General features: G+C 38.2%; 27 protein-coding genes. 22 read left to right on the top strand and 5 right to left on the bottom strand.

What is annotated here, in order from left to right; translation table 11 throughout:
• Positions 1-81: 81 nt before the first annotated feature.
• From RCJ95_RS16495 to RCJ95_RS16480, 4 genes are all read left to right on the top strand, one after another.
• Positions 82-246 (top strand): hypothetical protein, encoded by a 165-nt coding sequence (locus RCJ95_RS16495; RefSeq protein WP_004230164.1) that lies wholly within the window; start codon positions 82-84, stop codon positions 244-246.
• Between the two features lie 99 nt (positions 247-345).
• Positions 346-585: a hypothetical protein gene (locus tag RCJ95_RS16490; protein ID WP_255601598.1), complete on the top strand. Its 240-nt coding sequence runs from the start codon at positions 346-348 to the stop codon at positions 583-585.
• 152 nt (positions 586-737) lie between these two features.
• Positions 738-881, top strand: coding sequence for a hypothetical protein (locus RCJ95_RS16485; protein WP_257522119.1), 144 nt, complete (start codon positions 738-740; stop codon positions 879-881).
• Positions 829-1,767 carry a DUF2268 domain-containing putative Zn-dependent protease gene (locus RCJ95_RS16480; protein ID WP_221682247.1) on the top strand — a complete coding sequence of 313 codons (939 nt, stop codon included), beginning with the start codon at positions 829-831 and terminating at the stop codon, positions 1,765-1,767. Before RCJ95_RS16485 ends, RCJ95_RS16480 begins: the two co-directional genes overlap by 53 nt.
• 23 nt (positions 1,768-1,790) lie before the next feature.
• Here RCJ95_RS16480 and RCJ95_RS16475 read toward each other — a convergent pair whose 3' ends face one another.
• Both RCJ95_RS16475 and RCJ95_RS16470 read right to left on the bottom strand, forming a co-directional pair.
• Positions 1,791-2,270: a DinB family protein gene (locus RCJ95_RS16475; protein ID WP_446722497.1), complete on the bottom strand. Its 480-nt coding sequence runs from the start codon at positions 2,268-2,270 to the stop codon at positions 1,791-1,793.
• A gap of 86 nt (positions 2,271-2,356) precedes the next feature.
• Positions 2,357-2,974: a LysE family translocator gene (locus RCJ95_RS16470; RefSeq protein WP_221682245.1), complete on the bottom strand. Its 618-nt coding sequence runs from the start codon at positions 2,972-2,974 to the stop codon at positions 2,357-2,359.
• Positions 2,975-3,186: 212 nt separating this feature from the next.
• On the opposite strand from RCJ95_RS16470, the gene fabZ reads away from it, so the two are divergent.
• The 5 genes from fabZ to RCJ95_RS16445 all read left to right on the top strand — a co-directional run bounded on the left by fabZ (position 3,187) and on the right by RCJ95_RS16445 (position 5,648).
• The gene (gene fabZ, locus RCJ95_RS16465) at positions 3,187-3,612 is read left to right on the top strand and encodes a 3-hydroxyacyl-ACP dehydratase FabZ (protein WP_221682244.1); all 426 of its coding nucleotides are present in this window, start codon (positions 3,187-3,189) and stop codon (positions 3,610-3,612) included.
• A 17-nt stretch (positions 3,613-3,629) separates the two neighbouring features.
• Positions 3,630-3,812 carry a hypothetical protein gene (locus RCJ95_RS16460; RefSeq protein WP_221682243.1) on the top strand — a complete coding sequence of 61 codons (183 nt, stop codon included), beginning with the start codon at positions 3,630-3,632 and terminating at the stop codon, positions 3,810-3,812.
• A gap of 88 nt (positions 3,813-3,900) precedes the next feature.
• Complete coding sequence (locus RCJ95_RS16455) at positions 3,901-4,395, top strand: hydroxymyristoyl-ACP dehydratase (RefSeq protein ID WP_446722496.1); 495 nt, start codon at positions 3,901-3,903, stop codon at positions 4,393-4,395.
• A complete protein-coding gene (locus tag RCJ95_RS16450; protein WP_446722495.1) occupies positions 4,379-4,825 on the top strand; it encodes a DinB family protein in 447 nt (148 codons plus the stop codon). Before RCJ95_RS16455 ends, RCJ95_RS16450 begins: the two co-directional genes overlap by 17 nt.
• 76 nt (positions 4,826-4,901) lie before the next feature.
• Complete coding sequence (locus RCJ95_RS16445; RefSeq protein WP_221682237.1) at positions 4,902-5,648, top strand: polysaccharide deacetylase family protein; 747 nt, start codon at positions 4,902-4,904, stop codon at positions 5,646-5,648.
• A 43-nt stretch (positions 5,649-5,691) separates the two neighbouring features.
• Here the strand turns inward: RCJ95_RS16445 and RCJ95_RS16440 are convergent, their stop codons facing one another.
• Positions 5,692-5,970 carry a translation initiation factor 2 gene (locus RCJ95_RS16440; protein WP_221682229.1) on the bottom strand — a complete coding sequence of 93 codons (279 nt, stop codon included), beginning with the start codon at positions 5,968-5,970 and terminating at the stop codon, positions 5,692-5,694.
• A 131-nt stretch (positions 5,971-6,101) separates the two neighbouring features.
• Here RCJ95_RS16440 and RCJ95_RS16435 point away from each other — a divergent pair, with 131 nt between their 5' ends.
• The 9 genes from RCJ95_RS16435 (at position 6,102) to RCJ95_RS16395 (ending at position 18,132) form a co-directional block, all read left to right on the top strand.
• Positions 6,102-6,875, top strand: a complete 774-nt coding sequence (locus RCJ95_RS16435; protein WP_274773217.1) for a GNAT family N-acetyltransferase — start codon at positions 6,102-6,104, stop codon at positions 6,873-6,875.
• 300 nt (positions 6,876-7,175) lie between these two features.
• Positions 7,176-8,690 carry a lmo1851 family serine protease gene (locus tag RCJ95_RS16430; protein ID WP_446722494.1) on the top strand — a complete coding sequence of 505 codons (1,515 nt, stop codon included), beginning with the start codon at positions 7,176-7,178 and terminating at the stop codon, positions 8,688-8,690.
• A gap of 68 nt (positions 8,691-8,758) precedes the next feature.
• Positions 8,759-9,661 carry a CobW family GTP-binding protein gene (locus RCJ95_RS16425; protein WP_004230148.1) on the top strand — a complete coding sequence of 301 codons (903 nt, stop codon included), beginning with the start codon at positions 8,759-8,761 and terminating at the stop codon, positions 9,659-9,661.
• 442 nt (positions 9,662-10,103) lie between these two features.
• Positions 10,104-10,793, top strand: a complete 690-nt coding sequence (locus tag RCJ95_RS16420; RefSeq protein ID WP_221682217.1) for a CAP domain-containing protein — start codon at positions 10,104-10,106, stop codon at positions 10,791-10,793.
• A 102-nt stretch (positions 10,794-10,895) separates the two neighbouring features.
• Positions 10,896-11,207, top strand: a complete 312-nt coding sequence (locus RCJ95_RS16415) for a helix-turn-helix domain-containing protein (protein WP_274773222.1) — start codon at positions 10,896-10,898, stop codon at positions 11,205-11,207.
• Positions 11,208-11,531: 324 nt separating this feature from the next.
• Positions 11,532-14,486 (top strand): EAL domain-containing protein, encoded by a 2,955-nt coding sequence (locus RCJ95_RS16410; protein WP_446722493.1) that lies wholly within the window; start codon positions 11,532-11,534, stop codon positions 14,484-14,486.
• A gap of 121 nt (positions 14,487-14,607) precedes the next feature.
• On the top strand, positions 14,608-16,041 hold the full coding sequence (locus tag RCJ95_RS16405; protein WP_221682209.1) for a spore germination protein: 1,434 nt from the start codon (positions 14,608-14,610) through the stop codon (positions 16,039-16,041).
• Positions 16,038-17,066 (top strand): GerAB/ArcD/ProY family transporter, encoded by a 1,029-nt coding sequence (locus tag RCJ95_RS16400; protein ID WP_446722492.1) that lies wholly within the window; start codon positions 16,038-16,040, stop codon positions 17,064-17,066. The genes RCJ95_RS16405 and RCJ95_RS16400 overlap by 4 nt, the downstream gene beginning before the upstream one ends.
• Complete coding sequence (locus RCJ95_RS16395; RefSeq protein WP_312130388.1) at positions 17,056-18,132, top strand: Ger(x)C family spore germination protein; 1,077 nt, start codon at positions 17,056-17,058, stop codon at positions 18,130-18,132. The genes RCJ95_RS16400 and RCJ95_RS16395 overlap by 11 nt, the downstream gene beginning before the upstream one ends.
• A 43-nt stretch (positions 18,133-18,175) precedes the next feature.
• On the opposite strand, the gene RCJ95_RS16390 is transcribed toward RCJ95_RS16395, so the two are convergent.
• Positions 18,176-19,522 carry an MATE family efflux transporter gene (locus RCJ95_RS16390; RefSeq protein ID WP_446722491.1) on the bottom strand — a complete coding sequence of 449 codons (1,347 nt, stop codon included), beginning with the start codon at positions 19,520-19,522 and terminating at the stop codon, positions 18,176-18,178.
• Positions 19,523-19,693: 171 nt separating this feature from the next.
• On the opposite strand from RCJ95_RS16390, the gene RCJ95_RS16385 reads away from it, so the two are divergent.
• The gene (locus tag RCJ95_RS16385; protein WP_263082485.1) at positions 19,694-20,770 is read left to right on the top strand and encodes an undecaprenyldiphospho-muramoylpentapeptide beta-N-acetylglucosaminyltransferase; all 1,077 of its coding nucleotides are present in this window, start codon (positions 19,694-19,696) and stop codon (positions 20,768-20,770) included.
• 80 nt (positions 20,771-20,850) lie between these two features.
• On the opposite strand, the gene RCJ95_RS16380 is transcribed toward RCJ95_RS16385, so the two are convergent.
• The gene (locus RCJ95_RS16380) at positions 20,851-21,399 is read right to left on the bottom strand and encodes a GNAT family N-acetyltransferase (protein ID WP_004230128.1); all 549 of its coding nucleotides are present in this window, start codon (positions 21,397-21,399) and stop codon (positions 20,851-20,853) included.
• A 542-nt stretch (positions 21,400-21,941) separates the two neighbouring features.
• Here RCJ95_RS16380 and RCJ95_RS16375 point away from each other — a divergent pair.
• From RCJ95_RS16375 to RCJ95_RS16365, 3 genes are all read left to right on the top strand, one after another.
• Positions 21,942-23,969, top strand: coding sequence for a diguanylate cyclase domain-containing protein (locus RCJ95_RS16375; RefSeq protein ID WP_446722490.1), 2,028 nt, complete (start codon positions 21,942-21,944; stop codon positions 23,967-23,969).
• A gap of 112 nt (positions 23,970-24,081) precedes the next feature.
• Positions 24,082-24,756 carry a response regulator transcription factor gene (locus tag RCJ95_RS16370; protein ID WP_004230122.1) on the top strand — a complete coding sequence of 225 codons (675 nt, stop codon included), beginning with the start codon at positions 24,082-24,084 and terminating at the stop codon, positions 24,754-24,756.
• Positions 24,753-26,138 carry a HAMP domain-containing sensor histidine kinase gene (locus RCJ95_RS16365; RefSeq protein WP_221682189.1) on the top strand — a complete coding sequence of 462 codons (1,386 nt, stop codon included), beginning with the start codon at positions 24,753-24,755 and terminating at the stop codon, positions 26,136-26,138. The genes RCJ95_RS16370 and RCJ95_RS16365 overlap by 4 nt, the downstream gene beginning before the upstream one ends.
• The last annotated feature ends 20 nt before the right edge of the window (positions 26,139-26,158 follow it).

Raw genomic sequence — 26,158 nt, 5'->3', positions numbered from 1 at the left:
TCACCATCGCTAATAGCTACTTTTTGACAGCGTATAATCTGTATTTGTTCTCGAATACTAACGCTGAAAGGAGGTTATTGAATGAAGTTTTTGACATGGGGCATTGTTGGTGCGGCATTATTTGCTGTGATGAAAGGCTACGGGAAATCCAATCAAGGACAGAAGGATAGCTTTCAACAAACAACGACGCCTGTACAATTAGTTGCCAATGCGAATCCGCTGACAGCCAATACACCGAAACAGTAGAACAAAAGCTTATAGATTACTTTGATCTATAAGCTTACTATAATTTTACATAAATATCTATCATTGGTATAATTGATTGTGAGAAGAGGTGGTGTATAAATGCTCGATTTTACAAACTATTATGACGATGATTTAGAAGAAATTTTGCAATTATTTTACGAAACCGTACATAATGTAAACGCTCAAGATAATTCACAGACACAATTGGATGCTTGGGCACCGTTAGCAATTCAGCCAGTTAATGTAGCGGCTTGGCAACAGTCTTTAAGAAATAATAAGACCGTAATAAGACCTATGTCGCAAGGGCGCATCATCAAATTGTTGGCTTTGGGGATATGACAATGGAGGCTATTAGGATCAGCCTTTATGTACATAAGGACTTTCAGGGACAGGAAATAGAAGCGCATGCAAAAAAGCTTGGTCTTACGCATATTTGCACGGATGCTAGTCTTCTAGCGAGCCCATTTTTTGAACGGAAAGGATACTAAATCATGCAAACACAAACAGTCGAGCGACAGGGCATATCGTTAATGACTTTAGCATGGTTAAAATATTTATTGATGAAAAGGATGGATGAAAAGGATGAATTATGTAAAGGGTTTTATCGTATTAATAATGTTATGTTTCATGCTTAGTGCCTGTGCACAAACAGAAAAGCCTTCTCATGAGAAACCAGATGTAGAAAGTATCACAGTTTCATTCGAACATCCTGAAACAAAGCAACCATTTAAAATAATTCATGCTTATGAGCTTTTTCAAAACTATACAGAAAAGGTAGAAAGTGACCCAGATCGTTCGCCATTGGACATCTATCGAGAAGAGGTCATTGATCCTGTTTATAGTGCATGTTTTGAGAATGGTGAATATATAAATATGGCTGAGACGGTGTTGAATATCACGCCCAAACAATTGAAAGAAAATCAATTATTAAGCGAAAAAATTGATAGGGAAGCAACTGAAAAGAGTATCAAAGAGGGTCTATTCAAATCTTCTGAATTTCTTCCAACTAATAATGAAACAACGGTATGTGTGTTTCCAGCCACAGATGTTAACGCGAATATGGTAACGATAGGTGCAGGTAAAATAACAGCCCTCTATAATAAATATTATACCGATGAATCTATCAGGGCCATTATCGCTCATGAATATCATCATAGTGTTGCAACTGAAAACCGCCCACGTGGTGAAGATAAAGTGCTAGATCATCTCATATTTGAAGGAAGGGCTGTGATGTTTGAAAAATTAGTTTACCCTGATTTGAACTTTACGCGAGTTGATTTAGATTACAACAAAGTCTACTGGGCAGATGTTGCAGCAGATTTGGATAAGCCTGATCTGAATCGTGCATTAGATATAATTAGAGGTGGAAATGATCTACCCTATCAATATGGGTATAGTGAGGGATATAAAATGGTAAAATCCTATCTTGATTTGCATCCCGATGTATCGATAGAGGAGTGGACTGCTTTAAGTCCGAAAGAAATTTTTGAAAAAGGCAACTATCTTGAAAATTATCAATAAACAAGTAAGCAACAGACCCAGTATCAAACTCGGTCTGTTGCTTCGTTTAGGCATCGATGAATGGTTAAAATTGCTTGTAAATGCATCCCTTCATGAAAGATGGTGCGTAACAGTACTTGTTCAATGGTTTGCATACCCATATCAATAGGACGGAATTCCTCTGACAATCGGTGACCATACTGCTCCTTTAATTGGGCAGGCTGCTGAGCCAAATACATTTTTAACTCCTCAAAGGATGGCGTTTCGTCGTCAAAATGCCTTGGCGATGTACCAAACCCAAACCATTTCTTGAGAGCTTCTAGTTCTGTATTCTTTTCTTTTGTTAATGCATCTATCCATAAATATTGATCGAGATAAACATGACCCATATTCCAGCGAATATTATTATGAAATCCAGCTGGGATGATATTCGCTTTTTCTTCTGACACATGCTCCAGTAAGTGAAGCAGCTCGCCACGATAATTGGCTAGCTGCTGAAATAAATTTTCTTGACGTTGATTCACATGTAACCCTCCTTTTTAATATTATTGGCTATAATCCTCCATTTTCCTGCAAAAAAAGAAGAACACTTTTTGTGTTCTTCTCCAAATTATCTACTTTGTGTCTGTAATGCTAAACGCACACCGAGACCGATATAAACGAAGCCAACTGTCTTTTCGAGCCAGTGTGAGCTACCGCTTGTTTTTGTAAAGATTTTTTCACCAATGAAGCTTGTAATAACTGCGAGTAGGATTGTATATAAAGCACTCATCACGACAAATGTTATACCGAGTGTTAGCAATTGGCTTGTGACAGATTGCTCGTTATGCTGAACAAATTGCGGTAGGAAGGCAAGGAAAAACAGTGCCGTCTTTGGATTGAGGATTTCTGCTAAAAAGCCTTGACGGAATGAAGTACTAGCAGGACTTTGTTCGACAGTCGGTTGCTCAATTTTCTTTGGCTTTGTGAGGAGCATCTGAATGCCTAAGTAAACAAGGTATGCCACACCAATATATTTCACCACTTCAAAGGCAGTGGCTGATTTCATTAAAATAGCAGAGAGACCTAAAACAGCCGCTAATGTATGAACCAAGTCACCAAGACCGATACCTAAAGCTGTATAAATACCATTCTTTTTTCCGCTTTTTAATGTTTGTGTAATGGTAATAATTACTGCAGGACCTGGAATTAAAAATAATAAAAGAACTATTGCGATAAAAGATAACATGCGAAACCATCCTATTCTAATAAACTAATCATTCTAGGGTGAATGCATGGAATATTATATTCTAGCTATTGTGTAGCTGTCGATAAAGAAATATTGAAAAAATAATGAAAAATAATTCAGAAAACTAATGAATAATACTAATGAAATTTTATTACCTAGTACTAATATTTAGTGTTAGAATAAGATTATAAAAATACGTTGGAGGAATTCATATGTTAACAAGTCAACAATTACAAGCTATTTTGCCACACCGTTATCCATTTCTTTTGGTAGACCGTATTGTGGAGTTAGAAGAGGGCAAGCGCGCAGTGGGGCTGAAAAATGTAACGATTAATGAAGCGTTTTTTAAAGGTCATTTTCCACAGTATCCTGTGATGCCAGGTGTGCTAATTGTTGAAGCATTAGCACAGGTTAGTGCAGTGATTATGCTGACAAAGGCTGGGAATGAGGGAAGATTAGGTTTATTAGCAGGAATCGATCATTGTCGCTTTAAAAAGCAAGTAAAGCCTGGTGATCAGCTACATCTAGAGGTGGAGATTACGCGTGTGAAGGGCGCTGTCGGGAAAGGCAGAGGGATTGCACTGGTAGATGGAGAAATAGTTTGTGAGACGGATCTTGTATTCGCTTTTGGATCTTAGAAAATGGAGGTTCTCGGTTGAATTACACATTTATGCTTTATATCGCCATTTGTATCATGCAAATAACGCTATTGGTGAATTTTACGATTGCTAAAGGCACTTGGAATGGGCTAACTATGTGGCTCTGTACGGCGGTTTTTGTTTTCGCAACAGCTATTTTTGGATTAAGTAGAGGACGGCGAAAAGACACTCAAAAATAAACGACTTTGCTTCAATTCGTACTACACGGCTCTCTTTCCTTCATATAATAAATGGAGTGAAAGTTTTAATATGAGAGGATGAGGAGGTTTGAGGGTCGCTTTTATAGAACACAAAGAAGAACAGCTACAGCCAGAGCAAGCGTTGGCGCATGATTTCTGTGATCAATTTGTGCAGAAGATGCATAAAAATATATTGCATAAACAGCTTGATGAGGATGTATATCAGTCCTATTTTGTTATCCTTCAACAACAATATACAAGGCAAGAGCTGCGATTTATTGTCCATTTGTTAATGGTACAGGCAAATGAGATAATCCGCATGAAGCCCATGTTTATTACCATGAGTGGTGTTATTTTATCCGTGCTAACATTGCTAGCTACAACCATGAATAGCAAGCTCATGATCGGCATGTCACTTGTCCAAATCGTTGCATTAGCCGTCTTGAGTTTTAATGTCGCCATTATATGGATTTCCTTTAAAATTGAAATCGAACATAAGCGGGTGCAGGCAGTGATTGCATTATTAGAATATTACGTAACAATTGTTTCCGAAGGGAGTGACCTTCATGCAAAAGACAGTTGAACAATTACATTATTGGCTTATAAAAGTACCAGAAGTATTTCGTGTGATGACGGAAGCGGAAATAACACAACGACCTGCTCCAAATAAATGGTCCAAAAAAGAAGTAATTGGTCATTTATGTGATTCGGCTATTGTCAATCTCGAACGATTTCTTCAAATGCAGTATGAAGCTTCACCCTATGTAGTGACTACATACGACCAAGTACAATGGGTCGCGTTACAGGGCTATCAGGAATTACCAATAGAAGATATTTTAATGTTGTGGACAAGCATCAATAAAAAAATCATGTATGTACTGGACCACCTTGCTGAAGAGACATTGGCCCAGCCATGTGTGTTGAATCAACAACAAAGAACGTTGAGATGGTTGATAGAGGAGTATATGCAACATCCGGCCCATCATATCCATCATCAAATTTTTAATGAATGAATGCGAAACATAAGCATTTTTTTAGGAAATCCTCAAATAATAAAGTACGAAAATAATTATTTGGGGACGTGAAAATGTGAAAAAGTTTTTATTGCTTTTACTACCACTTAGTCTAATCACGGTGTCGCTTTTTTATGTAAAAGTGAGTTCTTCTGAAAATAAAGGAAGAAAGTATTATGAGGAAGCAGGTCAAATTCTTTGGGAAATTCAGACAGATGAAAAAATCATTGCCTTAACTTTTGATGATGGGCCACATCGCAAATATACAGCGGAAATTCTTGATGTTTTAGACAAGTATAATGCAAAAGCAACCTTTTTTATTGTCGGTCAAAATGCAGAAAAAAATCCTGAGCTGATTACAAGAATGTATGACGAAGGGCATGAATTGGCCAATCATACTTATACACACCCTTTAAGAACAAATGTTACCAATTTAATGAAAGAAATACAGCAAACAGATGAAGTGATTGCAGGGATTACAGGCTATCAGCCAACATTATTTAGACCAGTTGAAGGACAATATACAGATGCGATGATTGATGCAATTTCAAAAAAAGGCTATAAGGTTGTTATGTGGTCTTGGCATTTAGATACGCTTGACTGGAAAAGCCCTGGTGTTCATCGCATCGTGAATACGGTTTTAAAAGGTGTGAAGGCAGGTAATATTGTCCTATTTCATGACGGTGGGGGAAATCGAGCACAAACGGTTCAGGCAATGGAACAAATCATACCAGAGCTTGAAAAACAGGGCTATCAGTTTGTGACAGTTTCTGAATTATTGGAAATCCAAAGGACACATAAGAAAATGGAAAAAAAACAGTAGTGTTGAAGCTGAAACGTCTTCAACACTTTTCTTTATGTAAAGGTTATTTAAGCATTTTTTTGATTTCTTTAAGCTCAGCAATTAAATAATCAATTTGTTTCTGCATATTATCTATTTTAACTGTTTGATTCCCATTTCCATTGCCATTATTAGGTTGAGAAGAATCATTGTTCGCGTTTTGGAGCGCTTCTAATGCGAGTCCCGCTGCAATGGTTTGTAAACCATCCCCTAATGTTGAAATGGCTGTGCCAATATAGGCTAGCTTAGCCGCATAAATTTCTATGGATTCATTGCCTTGGCTCGGTTTATTATTTCTCCCCATTATTCTTCCTCCTTACATTTGTCATTACTTGCATCATATGCGACAACAAGTGAAAAGGCGATTCCGATGATCGTTGAATGATTCACTTAAAATGGTAAAATTAGTACAATCAATGGATGGGGGGACTAGCATTGACACAACATATAGAGCTGATTGAAATGAATAGTGAGCTGTTAGAGGGGAAGGGCAGCTTTTGTTTACGAAGCAAGAAAAAAACAAAAGGCTATCAGAACAAAAACAAATGGCTTAATCAACAATTTGAAAAGGGCTTACATTACATACAAGTACTTGAAAATCAAAAACAAGTAGGTTTTATAGAATATACAGACGCGGAATACTCTTCAAGAGTTGTACATGCAGATGGCTATGTGGTGATTCACTGTTTATGGGTAAGTGCAGTGGGTAAGGGCTATGGTACACAATTACTGAAGAGGTGCTTAAAGGATGCCAAGGAACGTGGGAAAAAGGGAGTGGTGGTCATTACAAATGACCAAACTTCCTGGACGCCAAGCAAGGATTTATTTTTACAGCACCAGTTTCAACATATGGCAACAGCACTCAATGATTTTGAATTATGGGCCTTTCCATTTCATGAAAGCGTTGAACGGCCATACTTTCCTGATAATTGGCAGGAACGATTAACGAGATTTCCTCATTTAACGATTTTACGTTCCTTTCAATGTCCATATGTAGACGTCGCCACGGAAAATATTCAATTAGCTGCAGAAAAATTAGGATTGCAGCCAGTGCTGGTGGATCTTCAAACGAGAGAAGAGCTGATGGAGAAATCACCGACACCATATGGTATTTTTTCAGTGGTTTATAAAGGACAATTGATTGCCTTTCATCGATTAACCGTGCATTCCGTATATAAAAAACTGCAAAAACTCATGAATAATTCCTGATAGGATGCAACTTTTTTGGACACTGGCACGTTATATTCTTATAGCATTTCTATGATTCTTTGAGTTTTTTGTTGACTGCTACTAGGAAATGAGTAAAATTAAAAGGCAGTACCATAATATGCCTAAACTTAGTAGTATGATGGCTGAATAGGTGCTGGAATGCTAGTTAGAATGAAGCATGATCGGACAAGGTCTGTCATGAAATTTTGACAGTCTTTTTCTTTTCGTCTTCTGGATAACCTGTTAAGATGGTAGTAGTGTGACAACAAGTTAGTGTAAATGAGAGTGGTGACAATCAAGATGGATGAACAGAAAAAAGAAAGTACAGAACAGCAGCAGGAGCCGACTCCAGCTGAAATAAAGCCAGCAGGACAATTTATACAACTGAAACCGTTTAAATTTATCATGCTAATGTTCTTTACAATTCTTATTACGGCAGGTTTAACAATATTTGCGTTAACCTTTGGTGATAAGAAAGTAGTAGAAGTGAAAGTTCCGATTGAACGAGAGGAATTTACAAAATTATATGAAGCATTTGATTTACTGAAAAATAACTATTACCAAGATATTGACGATGAAAAAGTGGTCGATGGTGCGATCAATGGTATGTTTGATGCATTAGGCGATCCTTATTCCGATTTCATGGTAAAGGAAGAAGCGGATCAATTTAATTCTGGCTTATCTTCGAGCTTCCAAGGAATTGGTGCAGAAATCCAAGAACGTAATGGTTATATTACAGTTGTGTCACCTATCAAAAATTCTCCTGCTGAAAAGGCAGGCTTATTACCAAAAGATATTATCTTAACAGTTGATGGGAAAAGTATTCAGGGCTTAAGTGCAACAGAGGCAGTTGCACTCATTCGTGGCGAAAAAGGAACACCCGTAAAATTAACGGTAAAACGTGGCGAAAATACGGAACCTATTCAAATGACGATTGTTCGTGATGACATCCCAGTCGAAACCGTTTATGGTGAAATGCTGGATGGCAATATTGCCCATATTCAAGTTACAACATTTAGTGAACAAACTGCCCAAGAGCTTGAAAAAATCCTTACTGAGTATGAAGGCAAAGGAATGAAGGGCATTGTATTAGATTTACGTCAAAATCCTGGTGGCTACCTAAAGGCTGCAGTCGATATCTCTAATTTCTTTGTACCAGAAGGAAAGGCGATTGTGCAGGTACAAGAAAAAGATGCGGAGCCTCAAATTACAAATGCCATTGCAGGTAAAAAATATAACCTACCGATTACGGTACTAGTTGATAGTGGCAGTGCTTCAGCCTCTGAGATTTTGGCAGGAGCATTAAAAGAGTCAGTTGGTGCTAAAGTTGTTGGTGAAACATCATTCGGTAAAGGAACTGTCCAAAATGTTACACCATTAAAAGACGGCTCTAATTTGAAATTTACGACAGGTAAATGGTTAACACCGAAGGGCAACTGGATTAATGAAAAAGGAATTGTGCCTGATGTCAAAGTTGCGTATCCATCCTATGCCTCTTTACCATACTTGAATGCCTCTTTAGAAATGAAGGCAGGCCTACAATCTGAATCTGTGAAAGCAGCAGAGGAGATGCTTCAGGTGCTAGGGTATGAGCCTGGTGAAGTAGATGGGATCTTTGATGACAATACCGCACAGGCAGTAGAAAAACTACAAGCAGCGAACAACCTTGAAGAAACAGGCATTCTAACAGGTAATACAACGTATGCATTAATGGATGCGTTACGTGCAAAAATGAAAGCTGATGATCCTCAGTTACTAAAAGCGAAAGAGCTTCTTGTAGGAACAGCCGAAAAAACAGAGGAAACAACAAACTAACAATGTAGCTGTCGCAACAGTTGTCTTTCACGGCATCTGCGACAGCTTTTTTTATAGGAGGAGCTAACATGAAAGATGTGTACCTATTTAGTGGCTTTTTAGGGAGTGGCAAAACATCCATGCTGACAGATGTCATTCGCCAGCTAAAAGAAAAGAATTTAAAGCCTGCTGTTATTATGAATGAGCTCGGGAAGCTACCATTTGACTCACAGGCAGTGGAAAAAGATATCCCGCTCAAGGAGATGCTAGAGGGCTGTATTTGCTGTTCAGGTGCTGAAAAAACAGAGGCACAAATTCAATCTCTTCTATTAGATAGTGATTTTGATGTGCTCATTATCGAAACAACAGGTGCAGCACATCCTGTAGAAGCTTTGGATGCCGTTTTTTCACCGCTTTTTGCAGATCAGCTCAATGTGAAAGGTATTATTACGGTGGCGGATTCTAAGCTCTGGCTACACCGTGATACGTTAACACCTCAAGTGCGCTCTTTATTTCTAGAGCAAATTCGCCATGCACATCTATTATTAGCAAATAAAACAGACTTATTAACAGAGGCAGAGCAAGGTCAGGTGGTCTATGAACTGCAGGGCTTAAACCCCCATGCCTTTATATTGCAAACAACAAATGGACGTGTACCACTCAGCTTATTAGAGGGGCTGAAGGCAACGACACAGGTCGATAAAGCAGATATAGTTAAAGCACCAATAGCCTCAATGCAGCTAGGCTCTCGCTTAGTAGATTTCACAGATCAGGAATTTACACAGGAGCAGTTTGAAGATTGGGTGCGTGCATTACCTGAAACGATTTATCGTATGAAAGGCTATGTACCAATTAAGGGCATCAAAAACCCAATGTTGTTCCAATATGCTTATGGAATGGTGCAATGGCTCCCAGAATATCTAAAAATGCCAGCAAAACTTGTTATTATAGGAGAGAATGTCGTTTCTTTACCTGTTATTGGGACTAATTGAAGAATAAAGCAACCTGTGAATTTTGCACCGGAACAATCCGTGTAGCTTTACACAGGTTGTTTTATTTTTATGTAAACGGAATGTAACGATTTTGTAACACGATTGTAATATTAGGTTGACATGAGGCTACGACACTAGCCATTTCTAGGGTGATGCAAAGAGAAAAATGAAGCAAGGCGGTTAAAAAATGAGTGTATAAAACATACATTTTTTATTCATATTAGCTGTTTATTTTCTAAAATATTTACGAGTTTAGGAGGGGTGTCAACCCTCTTTCAAACGTAAGTATTTCATAGATTGGTGAAACCTGCTAAAAAATAACGCGAAAAAAACGTGGTTTTTCGCGCATTTTCTTCTTCGTTGGTGCAGTTAGCAGATGTTGGTAAGATTTTAATGAAAATCATCCCTTACGATTAGTGGCAGAGAAGGAGGAATTGCAAACATGAAAAAAACACTAACTGCAATTTGTGCAACATTTCTTTTAGCAGCTCCAATTCAAATAGCTTCTGCTGCTGCCAATACAACAGAGGGGAATTCCGTACAGCAATCAACAAACTGTAATGTTTATTATTATAAATGGTCAAACAATAATCATAAGTGGACGATTAAGCTTCCACAGGCATCTACACCATCTAATGAGACGCCAACAACAAATAATACAACACCAACAAAGCCAAATAATAATCAATCATCACAAAATGAAAAGCCAGCAACACCACCAACTACTTCAACACCATCAACAACAACTTCAGATGTGAACGCATTTGAACAAGAAGTAGTAAAATTAACAAACGCTGAGCGTACAAAAGCTGGTTTATCACCACTTCAAACAGATGCAAAATTAATGGCTGCAGCTCGTGAAAAATCACAAGATATGCAAAGTAAAAACTATTTCTCACATACGAGCCCAACATTTGGTTCACCATTTGATCGTATGAAAGCTTTAGGCATCGCTTATAAAGCTGCAGGTGAAAACATTGCTCAAGGTCAACGTTCACCACAAGAAGTAGTACAAGCATGGATGGATTCACCAGGACACCGTGCGAACATTTTAAACGGTAAATTTACACACATCGGTGTAGGTTATGTGAAATCAGGTAACTACTGGACACAACAATTTATCCAAAAATAATCATTTATGAATAGAAAGATGCTCTACAAGTCTTTAAAGGCTTATAGAGCATCTTTTTTTATTGAATTAATGGTAAAATTTGATGAGAAAGGGAGGATAGAATTGAAACAATATAGCATAACAATGGCGATTTTCTCCTTAGCGGTGTCGTTTTTAATAGGAAGCTGGCTCATCGCCACTAGTTTAAAAGAGCAGCCAAAGGAATCCGTGCAACACCAGCTTTTGTCACAAGAAGAGGCAGCTGATTATTTAGGAATCAGTGTAGTGGAAGTGCTAAAATTAACAGAAGTGCCAGATGGATCAAATAGTTACATAAGCGAAATCCCTCATGTGAAGGTAGGAGACAAAGTCTATTATCCGAAGCAAGCCATTGATCGCTGGCTATTGGATATGGAATTAATCGTAGTACCTTAAGAAAAACACATGAACTATTTCTTTGGATAGGGGGCATCACCTAATAAAAAGAGCGCTTCACCCTCGAAAAGGAGCGGTTATCCTGATAAAAAGAGCGCTTCACCCTCGAAAAGGAGCGGTTATCCTGAAAAAAAGAGCGCTTCACCCTCGAAAAGGAGCGGTTATCCAAATAAAAAGAGCAGTCCCCCTAAAAAAAGAGCGGTTCTCCAGCGAAAAAAGGTCGATGAAACTTTTCTTTCCCTTTTCTAAATAGTAGTTTTTAAACTGTATTTTGGGGGAATTGATAAATAAGTAGTGGGTAAAAAGTAGGGAGAGGTGAGATGGATGAAAAAGCCGAATCTATTAAAGCAATTTTTTACAAAGGAAGAAAGACCACATACGATTGCGCTGGCAACAGCTCAAGACCATGGTTTATTTTCATATGCCATGTCCTTTGCCAAGTATCACCCCGATATGATGATTGTGTTTTCGGCAGATGGCGAAATTATTTACGTCAATCAAGAAGCACTCTATGAAGTATTACAAGATCGACCTAGTCATGCTGAAGATTTCAAGAAAATTCTGACTGATGTAGATTATAAACGATTAAAAAGAGCGTTCAATCGAACATTACGAGGAAAGTCGGTCAAAATTGATATTGAAAGACTACAGCATCAAGGACAAAATCTAAGCCTAGTACTGACATTTATACCAATCAAAAATGACGACAATCAGGCGGAGGGGCTCTATTTAATCATTGAAGATATGTCCACGTATTCAGCCATGAAGCATCAGTTAATGCTCCATGAGAAGCATTTAAATTACGCCCAGCATATTGCGGCAGTTGGGAGCTGGGAGTACTTTATTCAGCATGACAAACTGTTTTGCTCGGATAATTTTTATCATATTTTTGGCTTTGCACGTTCAGATAACGATGGTATTGATCACGTTTTCCAGTTCATTCATCCAGATGATTATGAAAGGACATATGATACATTTAATCATGCTCGAAAAGGGACTAATTTTGACAGTGACTTCCGAATTTATCACGGTAAAACCAATGAACTGCGTTTTCTACAGGCGGCCGCTGAAGTCATTTGGAAGGATGACAAGCCCTTTAAGATGATTGGGGTTGTCAAAGACGAAACGGCTTTCAAATTACTTGAGAAAACGCTAAATGATACATTAGCCAACTATCATTCTATCTTTGACAATTTAGATGCAGGGATTTGGATGCGAGATTCTATTCGTGGCAATATGCTGTTCGCCTCTAAAGGACTGGAAGGAATTCTAGGTATTCCATTAGCCAGGCTTTACGAAGACTCAGAAGTATGGATTAATATGATTCATCCTGCGCATCGTGAGGAAGTATTAGCGTATACAGATCATCTCGCTTCAGGCAAAAGCTATCAAGTGATTTATCGTATCCTAACGGGGGAGAATCAGACAAAGTGGTTACTGGAACAGATTGTGCCGAGACTAGATCAGCAAGGGGAGGTCAACCATATTTTCGGCTTAGTAACGGATATTACAAAGGAGATTGAACGGGAAAAGAAGCTTAATTATTTAGTGTATTATGATGAATTGACAGGTTTACCAAATCGCTTGAGCTTACATGATAAAGTTGATACCTTATGCTTAGCTGGCGAACCCTTCGCACTATTATATATTTCGATTAACCGCTTTCATATCTTAAATAATGCGCTAGGTACAAAAATTGGTGATGAGCTTCTGCGCACGGTGACCAACTACTTTTCAACACTAACAGATGATCACAGTTACATGGCACGTTTAGACAATCAGCATTTTATCATTGTCATTAAAAAATATGTGAGCAAGCAACATATTTACGCGCTGGCTAGCCGTATACTGAAAACCTTTGATACACCTTTTTCGATAAAAGACTATCGCTTGCACCTATCTGCTAGCATAGGTATTGCTTTTTACCCAGAGGAGGGCTTAACGAGAAATATTTTATTAGAAAATGCATATTCAGCTTTATGCTATGCGCAACAGCAGGGAAGGAATCGTTTTCATATTTATGCCTTTACAGAGGATATTACTTCCTATAAACAGTACGTGTTAGACCGAGATATGCGACAAGCCATGTTAAATGAGGAATTCGAATTATATTTCCAACCATTGGTGGAGCCGCAAAAGGGGGTTATCAACGGTGCAGAAGCGTTAATTCGTTGGCATCATAAAGAATGGGGCCTTGTGTCACCTGGTGAATTTATTCCATTAGCGGAAGAAAACCATATGATTCACATCATTACAGATTGGGTGATTAAAAAAGCATGTGTGTTGTTACAGCACTGGAAGCAGCAAGGGCATGTGCTGCGAACAATTAGTATTAAGATATCGCCAATCCGTCTGATGAAAAAGGGCTTTATTCAGTTTGTCCAAGAGCAATTACAGGTAAATTCGATTGACGCTCATTATATACAGTTCGAGATTAGCGAAAGTACCATCTTAAAAAATAGTACAAGTGTGATGGCCGTTCTCAAAGAATTACAAGACATCGGTGTTAAAATTGCTATTGGCGATTTTGGAACAGGCTACTCTTCCTTAGAATCATTGCGAACATTCCAACCAACGACACTCCATATCTATGAAGCGTTTATCCGTGAAATTCGTTATGATCGTCCGATTGAAAATGGACTCATTTCAACAACGATTTATTTAGCCAAAATGCTTGGTATTCAGGTTGTGGCAAAAGGAGTTGAAAGTTACGAGCAATTTATCTTTTTAAAGCAGCAAGAATGTGATTATTTGCAAGGTAGTATTTATACGAAGGCTGTTCCCGCGAAAGCCTTTGAAAAAATGCTGGTACAAGGCATTTTAACACCACAAAAAGCCATTGTTCATAAAAAACCTGTGGTGGAACGGCGCAAATATTATCGTTTTCAATTCCCGGCCTATGTGAAGGGCTTCATGACGATTATCGAAATGAATGAGCAAAAAATTAATATCGGTCATACGCCGATCATCATTGAAAATATTAGCTTAGGCGGGATGAAGATTCGCTCTTCTTTGAAGCTACCCGTTAATCAAACGATGAAATTTAAATTTAGCTTTATTTTAATGAATCAATCATTTAACCTAGAGGGTACTTTTAGATGGACCTTAGAAGAAAAATACCAAATCTATTCTTATGGCGTCGCCTTCAATTTGACGCAGGAGGATGAAGGAAAATTAGCCCCAATTATCAATCGAATGACAGCATTGCATAATCACCATGAAAAAATAGAGGGAACGCCCTTTATGTATGAGGATATTGAAGCTTATTTTAAAAAATAGCTGATCATGAAGATGCCCAAATGTTCTAGAGGGCATCTTTTTTTCATGGCGTGGAATCACACGAACTAAGCGTTTGAAATACACGAAAAATGCTTATACTCTCCAGTAGAGGAGGCGTTTTATGGATAAAGTGGAGTATATGATGAAAAGCCTACAAAAAGCATTCTACCATTCCTCGGATTTGACCGTCAGACAAATAGATTGGCATGAAGGGGACACGGCTATTTTATGCTTTTACGCTTCTCTTGTTGATGCGAAGGAAGTACAAAAAATACTGGATACGATTTATGCACGTTTAGATACAGAAAAACCTTTTTGGAGTGAAACCCTACTTACAACACTTGATAATTTTGCGCTACCGAAAGCGATTGAACGGGTCTGCCAAGGTGAAACGCTCGTGATTTTGCCTGATACGGGAAAAATGCTGACGTTAGCGATTACCAATGAAGTTCGTCGTAACCTTGAGGAGCCAAACAATGAACATATTCTGCGAGGCTCCCATGAGGGTCTTGTGGAGCGGGCGGATACCAATTTAACATTGATACGAAAACGAGTGAATAATCCCGCTCTTGTGGTCAAATCTTTTACAATTGGACAACAAACTAACACTAAAGCTTATTATCTCTATATGGATGGGGTTATACAGCCTGAAACCTTACAAGAGATGGAAAAGCGGATTGCGGACATTAAAATCGACTATTTTTATAGCATTGGCCAGTTAAGTGATGCACTAGAGGATTCCGTGTTATCGCCATTTCCACAATTGTTAAATACAGAGCATCCAGATCGTGTGGTAGCCCACTTAGTGGAGGGTAAAGTTGTGGTCATGACCAATATTTCGCCGTCTGCCTTGATTGGCCCTGTGACATTTTTCTCTTTCTATCAAACACCTGATGACTATAATAGTCGGGTAGTGGTTGGCTCTTTTTATAAAATAGTGCGTTTACTGTCGTTTGTAACGGCGGTTTTTTTACCAGCATTTTATATTGCTGTGATTAGCTTTCACTTTGAGGTATTACCCTTAGAATTAAGTAATCAAGTAAAGAATGATGTTAATGATATACCTTATCGACCGTTAATTGAAGCACTTATACTTGAGATTATTATGGAGCTCATTCGAGAATCAAGTATTCGTTTACCACAATCAGTAGGGCAAACGATTGGGATCGTAGGGGGATTAGTGATAGGAGATGCCATTGTAAGTGCGGGACTCGTGTCGAACTTAATGGTCATAGTTGTCGCCTTAACGGCCATTTCAAGCTATGTTGTTCCGTCTGTTGAATTGAATAGCACGATTCGCATGCTCCGTTTTCCGTTTATGCTACTTGCCTCATTATTTGGGTTTTTAGGCATTGTGGTAGGGGTTGTCATCCTATTAATTCATTTAATTAGTTTAACGTCATTGAAACAGCCGTATTTTTCACCTATCGTACCTTTTCAACCGAAAGCTGTTTATAAAATTTTTTTACGCTGGCCATTCATTAAACCGACAGTCCAAGTCACTTCCTTTCAACCACCCAAGGATGAAAAGGGAAAAAATGAGGATACACCATGAATTTTTCTCTATCAAAGGCACAATTTTTTTTACTACTCTTTATCATTCAGACAGGTGTTGTCTACATTGCCTTTCAAACACCGTTAATCATATACAGCCAACATAGTGCATGGTATGTCTTCTTCCTTGCTAGCATCTTCCATTACGGCTTGCTGTTATTTTTTGAACGCTATTATCAATTTTTCTTTTTAAATGGGTTCTTTCGCTGGGTCTATCTTATCTATTGGTTATTAATATCAGCTGTATTAATTGCCTATATGGGGTATGTTCTGGCCTCATGGGTCTTGCCCCAAACACCTGAATGGATTGTTGTCATGATGATTGTAGGGCTCTCTTTGTATGCCAATTTAGTTAGACCAGAAACCATCATCAATATTGGTGTCATGCTAATTCCTATCATTTTCCTCTTTGTCATTTTTTTAATGCTGGCTATTCCAGATTTAACGTGGAGTAATCTTTTTCCCGTTGAGTGGAACAATACTAGGCAAATCATGGCGGGCATGATTCATAGCATGTATGCTTATTTTGGGATTGAAATGTACCTCCTTTATCGTCCATTTCTCAAACAGGATGTACAAGTGAAGGGAAAGCCCTTATTGATTTACCAACTTGTCATTTTTATCTTTTATTTTATTTCGGTTGTCTTTACACAAATGTTCTTTGCTTTGGAGGAGGTTCAACTGATACCAGAGCCTATTATGTATATATTAAAATCACAGGAAGTGACTTTTGTAAAACGGCTGGATATTTTTTTCATCTATATTTGGCTTTCGTGGTCCATTGTTACGGTTATGATCTTTGGTTTGTCCTTTCGTGTGCTTTATTTGTCAAAAAAGCGAAAGCATCCGAAAAGATTTATTGTTATTTATCATCTTCTCTTAGCCATCCTACCGCTACTTGTCATGCAATTTCAGCGCATTGAGTTTATCAAAAATTCTATACACTACGTACTCATAGTGTTTACGATTCTACTACCAATGATGATAATTTGTTGGAATAAATGGAGGGGAAAACGTGTATCGTAAAGGGATTATGCTCCTCTTGTCTATGTTACTTTTAGCTGGCTGTTGGGATGAACGACTTTATAAAAACGCTTCCGTTGTGACGCTCGTTGGGGTGGACGGATATATAGGGGCATACAAGGGATATTATGCCTATCCGAATACAGCAGCTCAGCAAAATGAAGTGATTGAAGCGGACGGTATTTCACCAAGAGATGTACGGAATCAAGCCAATTTAAAAGTAGAACAAACACTTGATTTATCTGAGCTATCGACCATCCTTGTATCGGATCAAACGGTAAGAGAGCCTCTTTATGATATTTTAGATATTTATTTTCGTGATCCCCAAAACCCGATTTCGATAAAAATAGCTGTAACTGAAGGGGATGTCAAGCCGTTTATTGAGCTAACAAAGGATTTAGCAGGGGGTGCAGGAGGCTATTATGAACGTTTTATGGAAAGCACAGAGGAAAATACAATTTTTCCGAAATTAGATTTACAGACGGTTGGCTCCATGCTATTTGAACAGACAATTGATATTGCACTACCTTATATTCAGTTAAGTGAGGATAAAAAGCATGCTGTTGCGGCAGGCGTTGCTTTGTTCTCAGGTCAAACGTTTACGGGTACAGTATTAACACCAAAACAATCGCTCACGATGCTTCTCTTAATGAATCAACCTAGCAAACAAGCACGGATGAGCTATATGTGGAAACATGATGGAAAAGCGATGCCAATAACGGCTGATGTCATTCATATCAAGCGTCAATGGAGGGTGAATGAGGAATTAAAAAGAATAGACATGGATTATCTCATCGAGGTAGAAATTGAGGAATTTGCACATGACCATTTATATAAAGACCCCATTTTCAAGGAGGTTCAGCAGTTGATTCAAGACCATGTGCAGGCAGAGTTTGAGGAGGTTTTGCGAATTCTTCAAGTTCAGCAATCGGATATGTTGGGGATTGGTCGATATATTCGTGCTTATCACCCCAAGATGTTTCAGAAGGATTGGCATACTATCTATGCATCCTTACAGCTAGTGCCGTCTGTTCAAGTGAAAATCATTCGTACAGGTGTTTTACGCTAAAAAATCGCCTTTCTCAAGTTAGAGAAAAGCGATTTTTTTGTCGTTAAACAGTGACTCTTTTTTGAACAATCAACAGACGGATTAAAAGAGTAACCGCACCCATTGTTAAACCTGCCACAAGGCCAATCCAATAGCCAAATGGCCCGAAATCCGTGTGTGTGGCAAGGGTATACCCAACTGGCAAGCCAATCACCCAATAAGATATAATGGCCATGATAAACGTGATCATGACATCTTTATAGCCCCTCAATGCGCCTTGTACTGGTGCTTGTATCGCATCAGATAGCTGGAAAATGGCTGCGTAGACTAAAAATTGTACGGCATATTCAAGTACCATCTTATCTGTCGTATACATATGTGCTACAGGTTCACGTAAAATAAACAAAATACAAGCTGATATAAAGCTAAATAAAATGGCTGTGCCGACACATAGATAGCTATACATACGAGCATCTCGCATGCGACCAGCGCCGATCTCAAAACCTACTAATATTGTGACACCCATAGAAATACTGAGCGGAACCATGTATAACAGAGAAGTGAAATTGATAGCAATCTGATGGGCTGCGATGATTTCTGTGCTAAAATTACTCATCATCATGGTCACAGCAGAAAATACACTCGTTTCTGCAAATAGGGAAATACCGATCGGTACCCCAATTAATAAAATTTCCTTCCATCGAAGCCATTCAAGCTTAGGCCAATCATGAAACAGGCGGAATCGTTCGAACGGTACTCGTTTAGCGATAATCCATACAGTAATCATGAATATTAGCCAGTACGTTATTGCTGTCGCTACACCAGCCCCGATGCCGCCAAGCTTAGGTGCACCGAATTTGCCGAAAATAAAGATATAGTTCAGCATGATATTAATTGGCGTTGTCATTAAGGTAATGATCATCGTGACCCGTGTCTGACCAAGAGCGTCAATAAAGCAACGCATCACAAAAAATAAGAAAAGTGGCAAAAGACCAGCACACATCGCATAGATGTAGCCTTTTGCAATGTTATGTACAGCAGATTCTAAGTTCATCTTACTAAGTATCCAATCAATGCCAAAGAAGAGTCCTGTAAAAATAAGGATCGCTAGCAATATGGCGACATAAATGCCTTGCTGGACTGCCTTTTTTGCATCCATCTCTTTTTTCGCTCCCACAAGCTGGGAGACAATTGGGGTAATAGCTAGGAGTATACCTGAAAGTCCAGTATAAATCGGCATCCATATGGAGGAACCAATCGAAACACCTGCTAAATCAACCGTCCCGTAACGACTAGACATTAAAATATCAAAAAATGAAATAAGATAAATAGCTACCTGTGTCACTAAAATAGGGACAATCATTTTTAAAAGCAGCACGTATTTTTCCTTAATTGTGGATGTTTGATACATATTTTCTACTTCCTTCATGAACATAATGAACAAGTATAGCATATGTAAAGAGAGAAAAGCTGAAATTTTCATGCTTCATCTATATCTTTTCGTCAGCATATAGTAAAATAGAACACTGTAAACAAAAAGTAGTGCTAACTACAATGGTTTTTAAGGAATAGGAGAATTTGTGTGAAACAACAAACAATCATTTTAACCGGTGGTGGGACAGCTGGCCATGTATCGTTAAATCAGGCGATACTCCCGTCTTTACTAGAACTTGGTTATGATGTCCACTATATTGGCTCAGAGCAAGGTATTGAAAAAGAATTAATTGGCGAGGCGTTCCCCGATGTTCCGTTTTATGGCATTGCGAGTGGTAAATTGCGTCGTTATTTCTCCATGAAAAATTTTACAGATCCATTTAAAGTGCTTGCTGGAATGATGCAGGCTTTTCGTATTATAAAAAAAGTAAAGCCACAGGTTGTCTTTTCAAAGGGAGGGTTCGTCTCTGTACCCGTTGTGATGGCAGCGAAATTAGCAGGTGTGCCAGTCGTCATCCATGAATCTGATGTCACACCTGGTCTTGCCAATAAAATAGCCTTACCTTTTGCTTCACATGTATTCACGATTTTTGAAGAAACACTGAAGCATTTACCTCAAGAGAAGGCTACTTGCACAGGCTCCATTATTCGTCCTGAGTTATTTGAGGGAGAAAGAGCAAGGGGGCTATCTTTCTGCGGCTTTTCCACTTTAAAGCCAGTTTTACTTGTTATGGGAGGGAGTTTAGGCTCTGTTGTCTTAAATGAGGCACTACGTAAAAACTTACCAGAGCTCCTCAAGCAGTTTCACATCATTCATTTATGTGGGAAGGGGAATTATGATCAAGCATTGGAGGCAATGCCAGGCTACAAGCAATTTGAGTATGTGACAACAGAGTTACCTGATTTACTACATGCTGCAGACTTTATTGTCTCACGAGCAGGCTCTAACTCCATTTTTGAATTTTTAGCGCTTCACAAGCCGATGCTATTAGTACCTCTCTCAGCGCAAAAAAGCCGTGGGGATCAAATTTTAAATGCCAACTTGTTTAAAAAACAAGGTTACGCAGAAGTGCTACAGGAAGACGAGTTGACAAAGGAATCTTTTATGAAGTCTGTTCATACACTAACAGAGCGTAAAGTGGAAATGGTGGAGACAATGGCAAAAACGCAAAAACCAAAAACACCAGATGAAATGGCGTCATTAATTTTACGGTATAAGAAATAAGTGCTATTTGAAAAAAGAAAAGAAGCTATGAGGTAGGTCGAAATGACAAAACCTTATAGCTTCTCTTTTATATATACACACTACATTGCTTGCTCTTCGCCTTCTTGCATTTGATGTGCTGTTGTTAGGTAGAATAAATCTTTTGGTATTTTAAATAAATTAAATTGTGCCTCACCGCTATTAACCTGCGCTAATAATGTTGGATGACTTTCATTGGCACTCACCACATAAGGAAGCTTTAAAGCAGCACGCTGTGATTTTAAATTTTCAACACGTATACGGAGAAAGACCGTATGAAAATTATAGTCAAAAAATAACTCGTTCAAAAATAACATTTTTGCTTTTTGATTATAACCTTTACCTTGGTAAGGGAGTCCAATCCACGTTCCTAGAAAGCCTGCACCGTCCTCCACATCGTGAATACTAATGGTGCCGATTGGTTGACCCCAATCATCAGTTATGGTCCTCGAGATAGCGAGTCCTCTCGCTTCCTCTTCAATCAGTTGTTTTGTCATAAACCAATATTCATCAGCGGATGTGGCTTTTTGACGGACAAAAGGGAATACAGAAGGGTGTGATAATAGCTCATAAAGCTCTGTACATTCATGCAGGTCTCGATGTTTAAGCATACGAAACGCCTCCTTTACTAGGGTAGTTAAAACAATTCCGTTGAAGCATAAAGAAGAAAACTAAAATTCGTACTGGAATTAAAACCCAAAGAACTAGACGTTATAACTATGATATTCCATAATCTCCCGCTGTCTTACTGATTTCGACCATACCGAAAAAAGGCTAGTTTTTTAAATATAATATAACATATTATCTGTTCGATGCAATCATTTTGCTCGTAAAAAAACAAAATTTGAGGTTAATTGTCAGTATATTCTGACAAGTGAAGCGAGATTATCCATAAAATTGTTGTTTTATAGCCTTAAGTCTAACCTATCAATTTTATCTAATATTAATCATTTATCTACATCTTTAGTAGGATTGGTTGCTTGTTAGAATAGGTAATATATCAAATATTATCCTTAAAAGGATATAATTTTTATGATTCTAGAAAGGTAATTTTTTATTTTTATGTTATAATAGTAGTATTATTTTTATTCTAACAACACATACATACGAACATTTCTATCATGATGGCAATGGCTTTTCTGGAGGTGACAGCATGGAGTATATTTTAAGCGAAGATTTCTTTAACTCATTATTTATTGGCAAGGATTTTGTTTTTCTCGTGAAAAAAGTAGGGGACGATTATCAATATATTCGCTTAAATCAAGCAGCTCAAGATCTGTTATCGAATGAGGCGATTGGCAAAATGATTTCGACCGTTACCTCAAAGCGTAATTTTTTGATCATTCAGAAAAATTACCATGAGGCCATTAGACAACATAAACAGGTTGACTATGTAGATTATGCATATGTTCAATCGGAGGTTCGTAAATATGAAACATCCGTCAGACCGTTGAAATATAAGAATGAAGACTATATATTAGCCATCACGAAGGAAATACTCTATGACCGCAGTATTGAAGATAAATTTTTATTTATGCGGTCCATGTTTGACCATGCCTTTTTCTCAACAGTCATTTTATCGGCTGAAGGAATGATATACGAAGTGAATTCAAGCTTTATGGAAGATTTTCAATTAGATAATGAAGCCGTCAAACAGAAAATGTTTGTGGATTTACCGATTATTCCAAAGGAAGAAGTTGAACAAATTAAAATTTGTTTGCAAAAAGCTGCAAGAGGGGAAAACGTTGGTGAGAAGTTTATTAAATTGCATACATTGGACCAGCAGGAACGTATGTATTTACTGTCACTATCACCAGTGATGCAGGATGATAATTCATTTGCCATTTTTCTTATCATGCAAGATTTTACACAATTTACTTTACAAAAAGCAGAATTACGTTCGAAGTCTCATGGACTAGAGGTCTTTAAATCTGCATTAAATTCAGCTACGGCCATTGCTGTATTAGATCGTAAGGGTAACATTACCGAAGTGAGTGAGATGTTTTTACAGGCTTCTGGCTACACGGCGGAGGAGTTAATCGGTCAGCCCTACGCATTGATCGAACCTCGATTCCGTGGGCAAAACCTTTTTCAAATAATTGAAGATAAGCTGGATACGATGGGAGTGTGGCGTGGAGAACTTTGCTATCGAACGAAATATCATGCCGATTACTGGGTAGAAGCTACCATTGTTCCATTAAAAGATGAGTTTGGTCAAATTGAACAAATTTTAACCATTAACTATGATATTACGGATAAGAAAAGAATGTTCACAGAATTAAAAAATATTGAACGTACTTTCCGACTTATCACAGAAAATACAAATGATTTAATTGTGATTACTAATGAAGATGGCATCATTATTTATGCTTCCCCGTCCTATGGTATTTATTTAGGTTATGAAAATGTAGAGCTACAAGGACAGTTTTACAGTGACATTATTGATCGAGAAAGTAAAGACGAATGGCAAACATTCTTAAATAATTATACAGGGCAAACAGATTCACAGTTTGAACTTTTACTGAAGGCGAAAGATGGAACCCCGATATGGACAGAAGGAAATGTCACGGTTGTGCATGATCCTGAACGTGAAAAAGTTTCCCAAATTATGATGGTGTCTCGTGAAATTACGCATCGCAAAGAAAGGGAAAATGATTTGCTATATCTAGCGTATCATGATGCTTTAACTCAGCTACCTAATCGGCGTTTTTTAGAAAAGGAGTTTCCTAAAATCCTAGCAGAAGCAAATGAAAATCAAACCTGTGTGGCGATGCTCTATATAGACGGTGATGATTTTAAAGAAGTAAATGATCACTTTGGCCATGAGACTGGCGATGCGTTTATTCAGCGATTCGGCAGTTCCTTGAACAAAACTGTTCGTAGCCATGATATGGTTATTCGAATAGGTGGCGATGAATTTATTGTCATCTTAACTGGCTTAACAAGAGATCAAGAAAAAAGACATCATCAAATTATGCATATAATTCGACGCATACGCGATGAATTAGCAGAAGGCTGGATGATAGAGGACCATCTTTTTACACCAACTGCTTCAATTGGCATTGCCTATTACCCAGACCATGCTCAAACATTGGATCAGCTAATGGATTTAGCTGACCAAGCATTATATAAATCAAAAGAGTCGGGGAAAAACAACCTCTCTATTTCCGACATACACTAAAAAGTCTGTCCACAAGGTTTTCCTTGTGAGACAGACTTTTTATTTGATGTTATGCTATAACAGTATAGGGATAAAAATCCTACATCGTTATTTTGGAATAGAAGGTGATACGATGCCTAAGAAGATATTGTTGGTAGAAGATGAAAAGCATATCGCTCGTTTTGTGGAACTTGAATTACAACACGAAGGCTATGAAGTGAAAACTGCCTTTGATGGTCGAGAAGGATTGTCTTTGGCAACGTCGGAAAATTTTGATGTACTTTTACTGGATGTGATGTTACCAAGTATTAATGGGATAGAGATTTGCCGCCGTATCCGAACACAATCACAAGTGCCGATCATTTTATTAACGGCACGAGATGCTGTGATGGATCGTGTAGCAGGACTCGATGCTGGGGCTGATGACTATATCGTCAAGCCATTTGCGATTGAAGAGCTGCTGGCTAGAATACGGACGATTTTACGTCGTGTCACGCCAGAGCAGACAAACAGTGAATCTTTATGCCTACGGGATATTGAAATAGATGTAGCTGCCTATGAAGTTTTCGTTCAGGGGAATAAACTTGATCTAACAAAGACAGAATATGACTTATTGAAACTATTAATCGAGCACAAAAATAGAGTATGCACACGAGAGCATATTTTAACATCCGTTTGGGGCTATGATACGGATATCGAGACCAACGTGGTAGATGTTTATATCAGACATTTACGTACAAAGCTCCCTGGGGCGATGAATGATTATATTGAAACCGTTCGCGGTGTTGGGTATGTGATGCGAGAATGAATAAGTTAAGAAATTATTTACGTCATCAGTCCCTGCAAAAAAAATGGATGCTGACCTCAAGCAGTGTCATCTTTATTAGCTTTACGATTATTTGTGTAGTCGTCTATCTTTCTCTGCATACATGGTTATTAAACGATGAGGAGAGTAAGGTCAATCGGACAAGTAAGGATATCATTTCTTTTTTAGAGTCCCAAGGTCCTACAATTACCATTCAGCAAATTCAGCACAATACGGGCTTGCTCAAATCGATTGCGGATCGTGATGAGACGGTCCGAATATTTAATGCTGATGGGGTGGATATTTTACGAATCAATGATACCTCTGCTGCTGCACCACTTAATTCATTGCAAGAAATTTTTGAGATGACCATTGATAAGCAAGATGTGTTGGTCATTAATGAACCGATTCGGATGGGTTTTTTCCAAGGCTATATTCAAGTGATTCACCCGTTAACTAGTTTTCAATCTCTCATGCGTTATCTCTTGACAGCCATGCTGATTGCAGGGTTAGGAGCCTTAGTGTTATCTGGCTCTATTGGCTATTATCTCGCGAACTATTTAATGAAGCCACTGCACGAATTGCGAGCATCCATGAAAACTGTGATGGATCAAGGATTTAACGAGCCTATACAGCTATCCTATACATCACATGACGAAATTGGTGATTTACTGAAGATGTACAATGCCATGATGAATGAGCTGCAAATCTCATTTACCCAGCAGCAACAATTTGTCGCCGATGCTTCTCATGAGCTGCGTACGCCCATTCAAGCAATTGAAGGGCATCTTTCTCTTTTAAAAAGATGGGGCAAACATGATCCTGCTATATTAGAGGAATCCATTGATACCTCCTTAACAGAAATTGCTCGTATGCGCAAAATGATTGAAGAATTATTAGAACTTGCACGGCGTGAGGAAAAAGATGAAACAAGTGAGGCCGATGCACTAGTGGTCATCGAAGCAGTGATGGATGAGGTAAAGCTTGTTCATCCTCAAGCGCGAATGTCGCTGTCGAAACATGGTGAAATAGGTCCGTTATTTATTACCGAAAATGCACTAAGTCAAATCGTTCGTAATATAATAGAGAATGCTATTCGTTATTGTGAAAAAATTCCTGAGATACAAATTTCTATTTCTGTTGCTGGAAATTATGCATGTTTAGAAATTACTGATAATGGTATAGGAATAGCACAAGACAATATTCCGTTTATCTTTGATCGTTTTTATCGAGTGGATGAAGCAAGAAATCGCCAAATTGGTGGAACAGGCTTAGGGCTTAGTATTTCGAAGATGTTACTTGAAAAATATAATGCCACAGTAGAAGTCAAGAGTGAGGTTAATATTGGAACCGTTTTCTTGCTGAAAATCCCGCTAAAATATTAAGAAAAATACATGCTTTATTT

It is taken from the genome of Lysinibacillus sp. BSL11, from assembly GCF_052928325.1.
Note: the sequence above shows the minus strand (reverse complement) of the source record. Positions and strands in the feature narration are given on the sequence as shown.

Excerpts from the sequence above, each read along its gene's own strand:
- RCJ95_RS16495 (WP_004230164.1), top strand. The coding sequence starts at position 82 with ATGAAGTTTTTGACATGGGGCATTGTTGGTGCGGCATTATTTGCTGTG.
- RCJ95_RS16490 (WP_255601598.1), top strand. The coding sequence starts at position 346 with ATGCTCGATTTTACAAACTATTATGACGATGATTTAGAAGAAATTTTG.
- RCJ95_RS16485 (WP_257522119.1), top strand. The coding sequence starts at position 738 with ATGCAAACACAAACAGTCGAGCGACAGGGCATATCGTTAATGACTTTA.
- RCJ95_RS16480 (WP_221682247.1), top strand. The coding sequence starts at position 829 with ATGAATTATGTAAAGGGTTTTATCGTATTAATAATGTTATGTTTCATG.
- RCJ95_RS16470 (WP_221682245.1), bottom strand. The coding sequence starts at position 2,974 with ATGTTATCTTTTATCGCAATAGTTCTTTTATTATTTTTAATTCCAGGT.
- fabZ (WP_221682244.1), top strand. The coding sequence starts at position 3,187 with ATGTTAACAAGTCAACAATTACAAGCTATTTTGCCACACCGTTATCCA.
- RCJ95_RS16450 (WP_446722495.1), top strand. The coding sequence starts at position 4,379 with ATGCAAAAGACAGTTGAACAATTACATTATTGGCTTATAAAAGTACCA.
- RCJ95_RS16440 (WP_221682229.1), bottom strand. The coding sequence starts at position 5,970 with ATGGGGAGAAATAATAAACCGAGCCAAGGCAATGAATCCATAGAAATT.
- RCJ95_RS16430 (WP_446722494.1), top strand. The coding sequence starts at position 7,176 with ATGGATGAACAGAAAAAAGAAAGTACAGAACAGCAGCAGGAGCCGACT.
- RCJ95_RS16425 (WP_004230148.1), top strand. The coding sequence starts at position 8,759 with ATGAAAGATGTGTACCTATTTAGTGGCTTTTTAGGGAGTGGCAAAACA.
- RCJ95_RS16420 (WP_221682217.1), top strand. The coding sequence starts at position 10,104 with ATGAAAAAAACACTAACTGCAATTTGTGCAACATTTCTTTTAGCAGCT.
- RCJ95_RS16410 (WP_446722493.1), top strand. The coding sequence starts at position 11,532 with ATGAAAAAGCCGAATCTATTAAAGCAATTTTTTACAAAGGAAGAAAGA.
- RCJ95_RS16405 (WP_221682209.1), top strand. The coding sequence starts at position 14,608 with ATGGATAAAGTGGAGTATATGATGAAAAGCCTACAAAAAGCATTCTAC.
- RCJ95_RS16400 (WP_446722492.1), top strand. The coding sequence starts at position 16,038 with ATGAATTTTTCTCTATCAAAGGCACAATTTTTTTTACTACTCTTTATC.
- RCJ95_RS16390 (WP_446722491.1), bottom strand. The coding sequence starts at position 19,522 with ATGTATCAAACATCCACAATTAAGGAAAAATACGTGCTGCTTTTAAAA.
- RCJ95_RS16380 (WP_004230128.1), bottom strand. The coding sequence starts at position 21,399 with ATGCTTAAACATCGAGACCTGCATGAATGTACAGAGCTTTATGAGCTA.
- RCJ95_RS16375 (WP_446722490.1), top strand. The coding sequence starts at position 21,942 with ATGGAGTATATTTTAAGCGAAGATTTCTTTAACTCATTATTTATTGGC.
- RCJ95_RS16370 (WP_004230122.1), top strand. The coding sequence starts at position 24,082 with ATGCCTAAGAAGATATTGTTGGTAGAAGATGAAAAGCATATCGCTCGT.
- RCJ95_RS16365 (WP_221682189.1), top strand. The coding sequence starts at position 24,753 with ATGAATAAGTTAAGAAATTATTTACGTCATCAGTCCCTGCAAAAAAAA.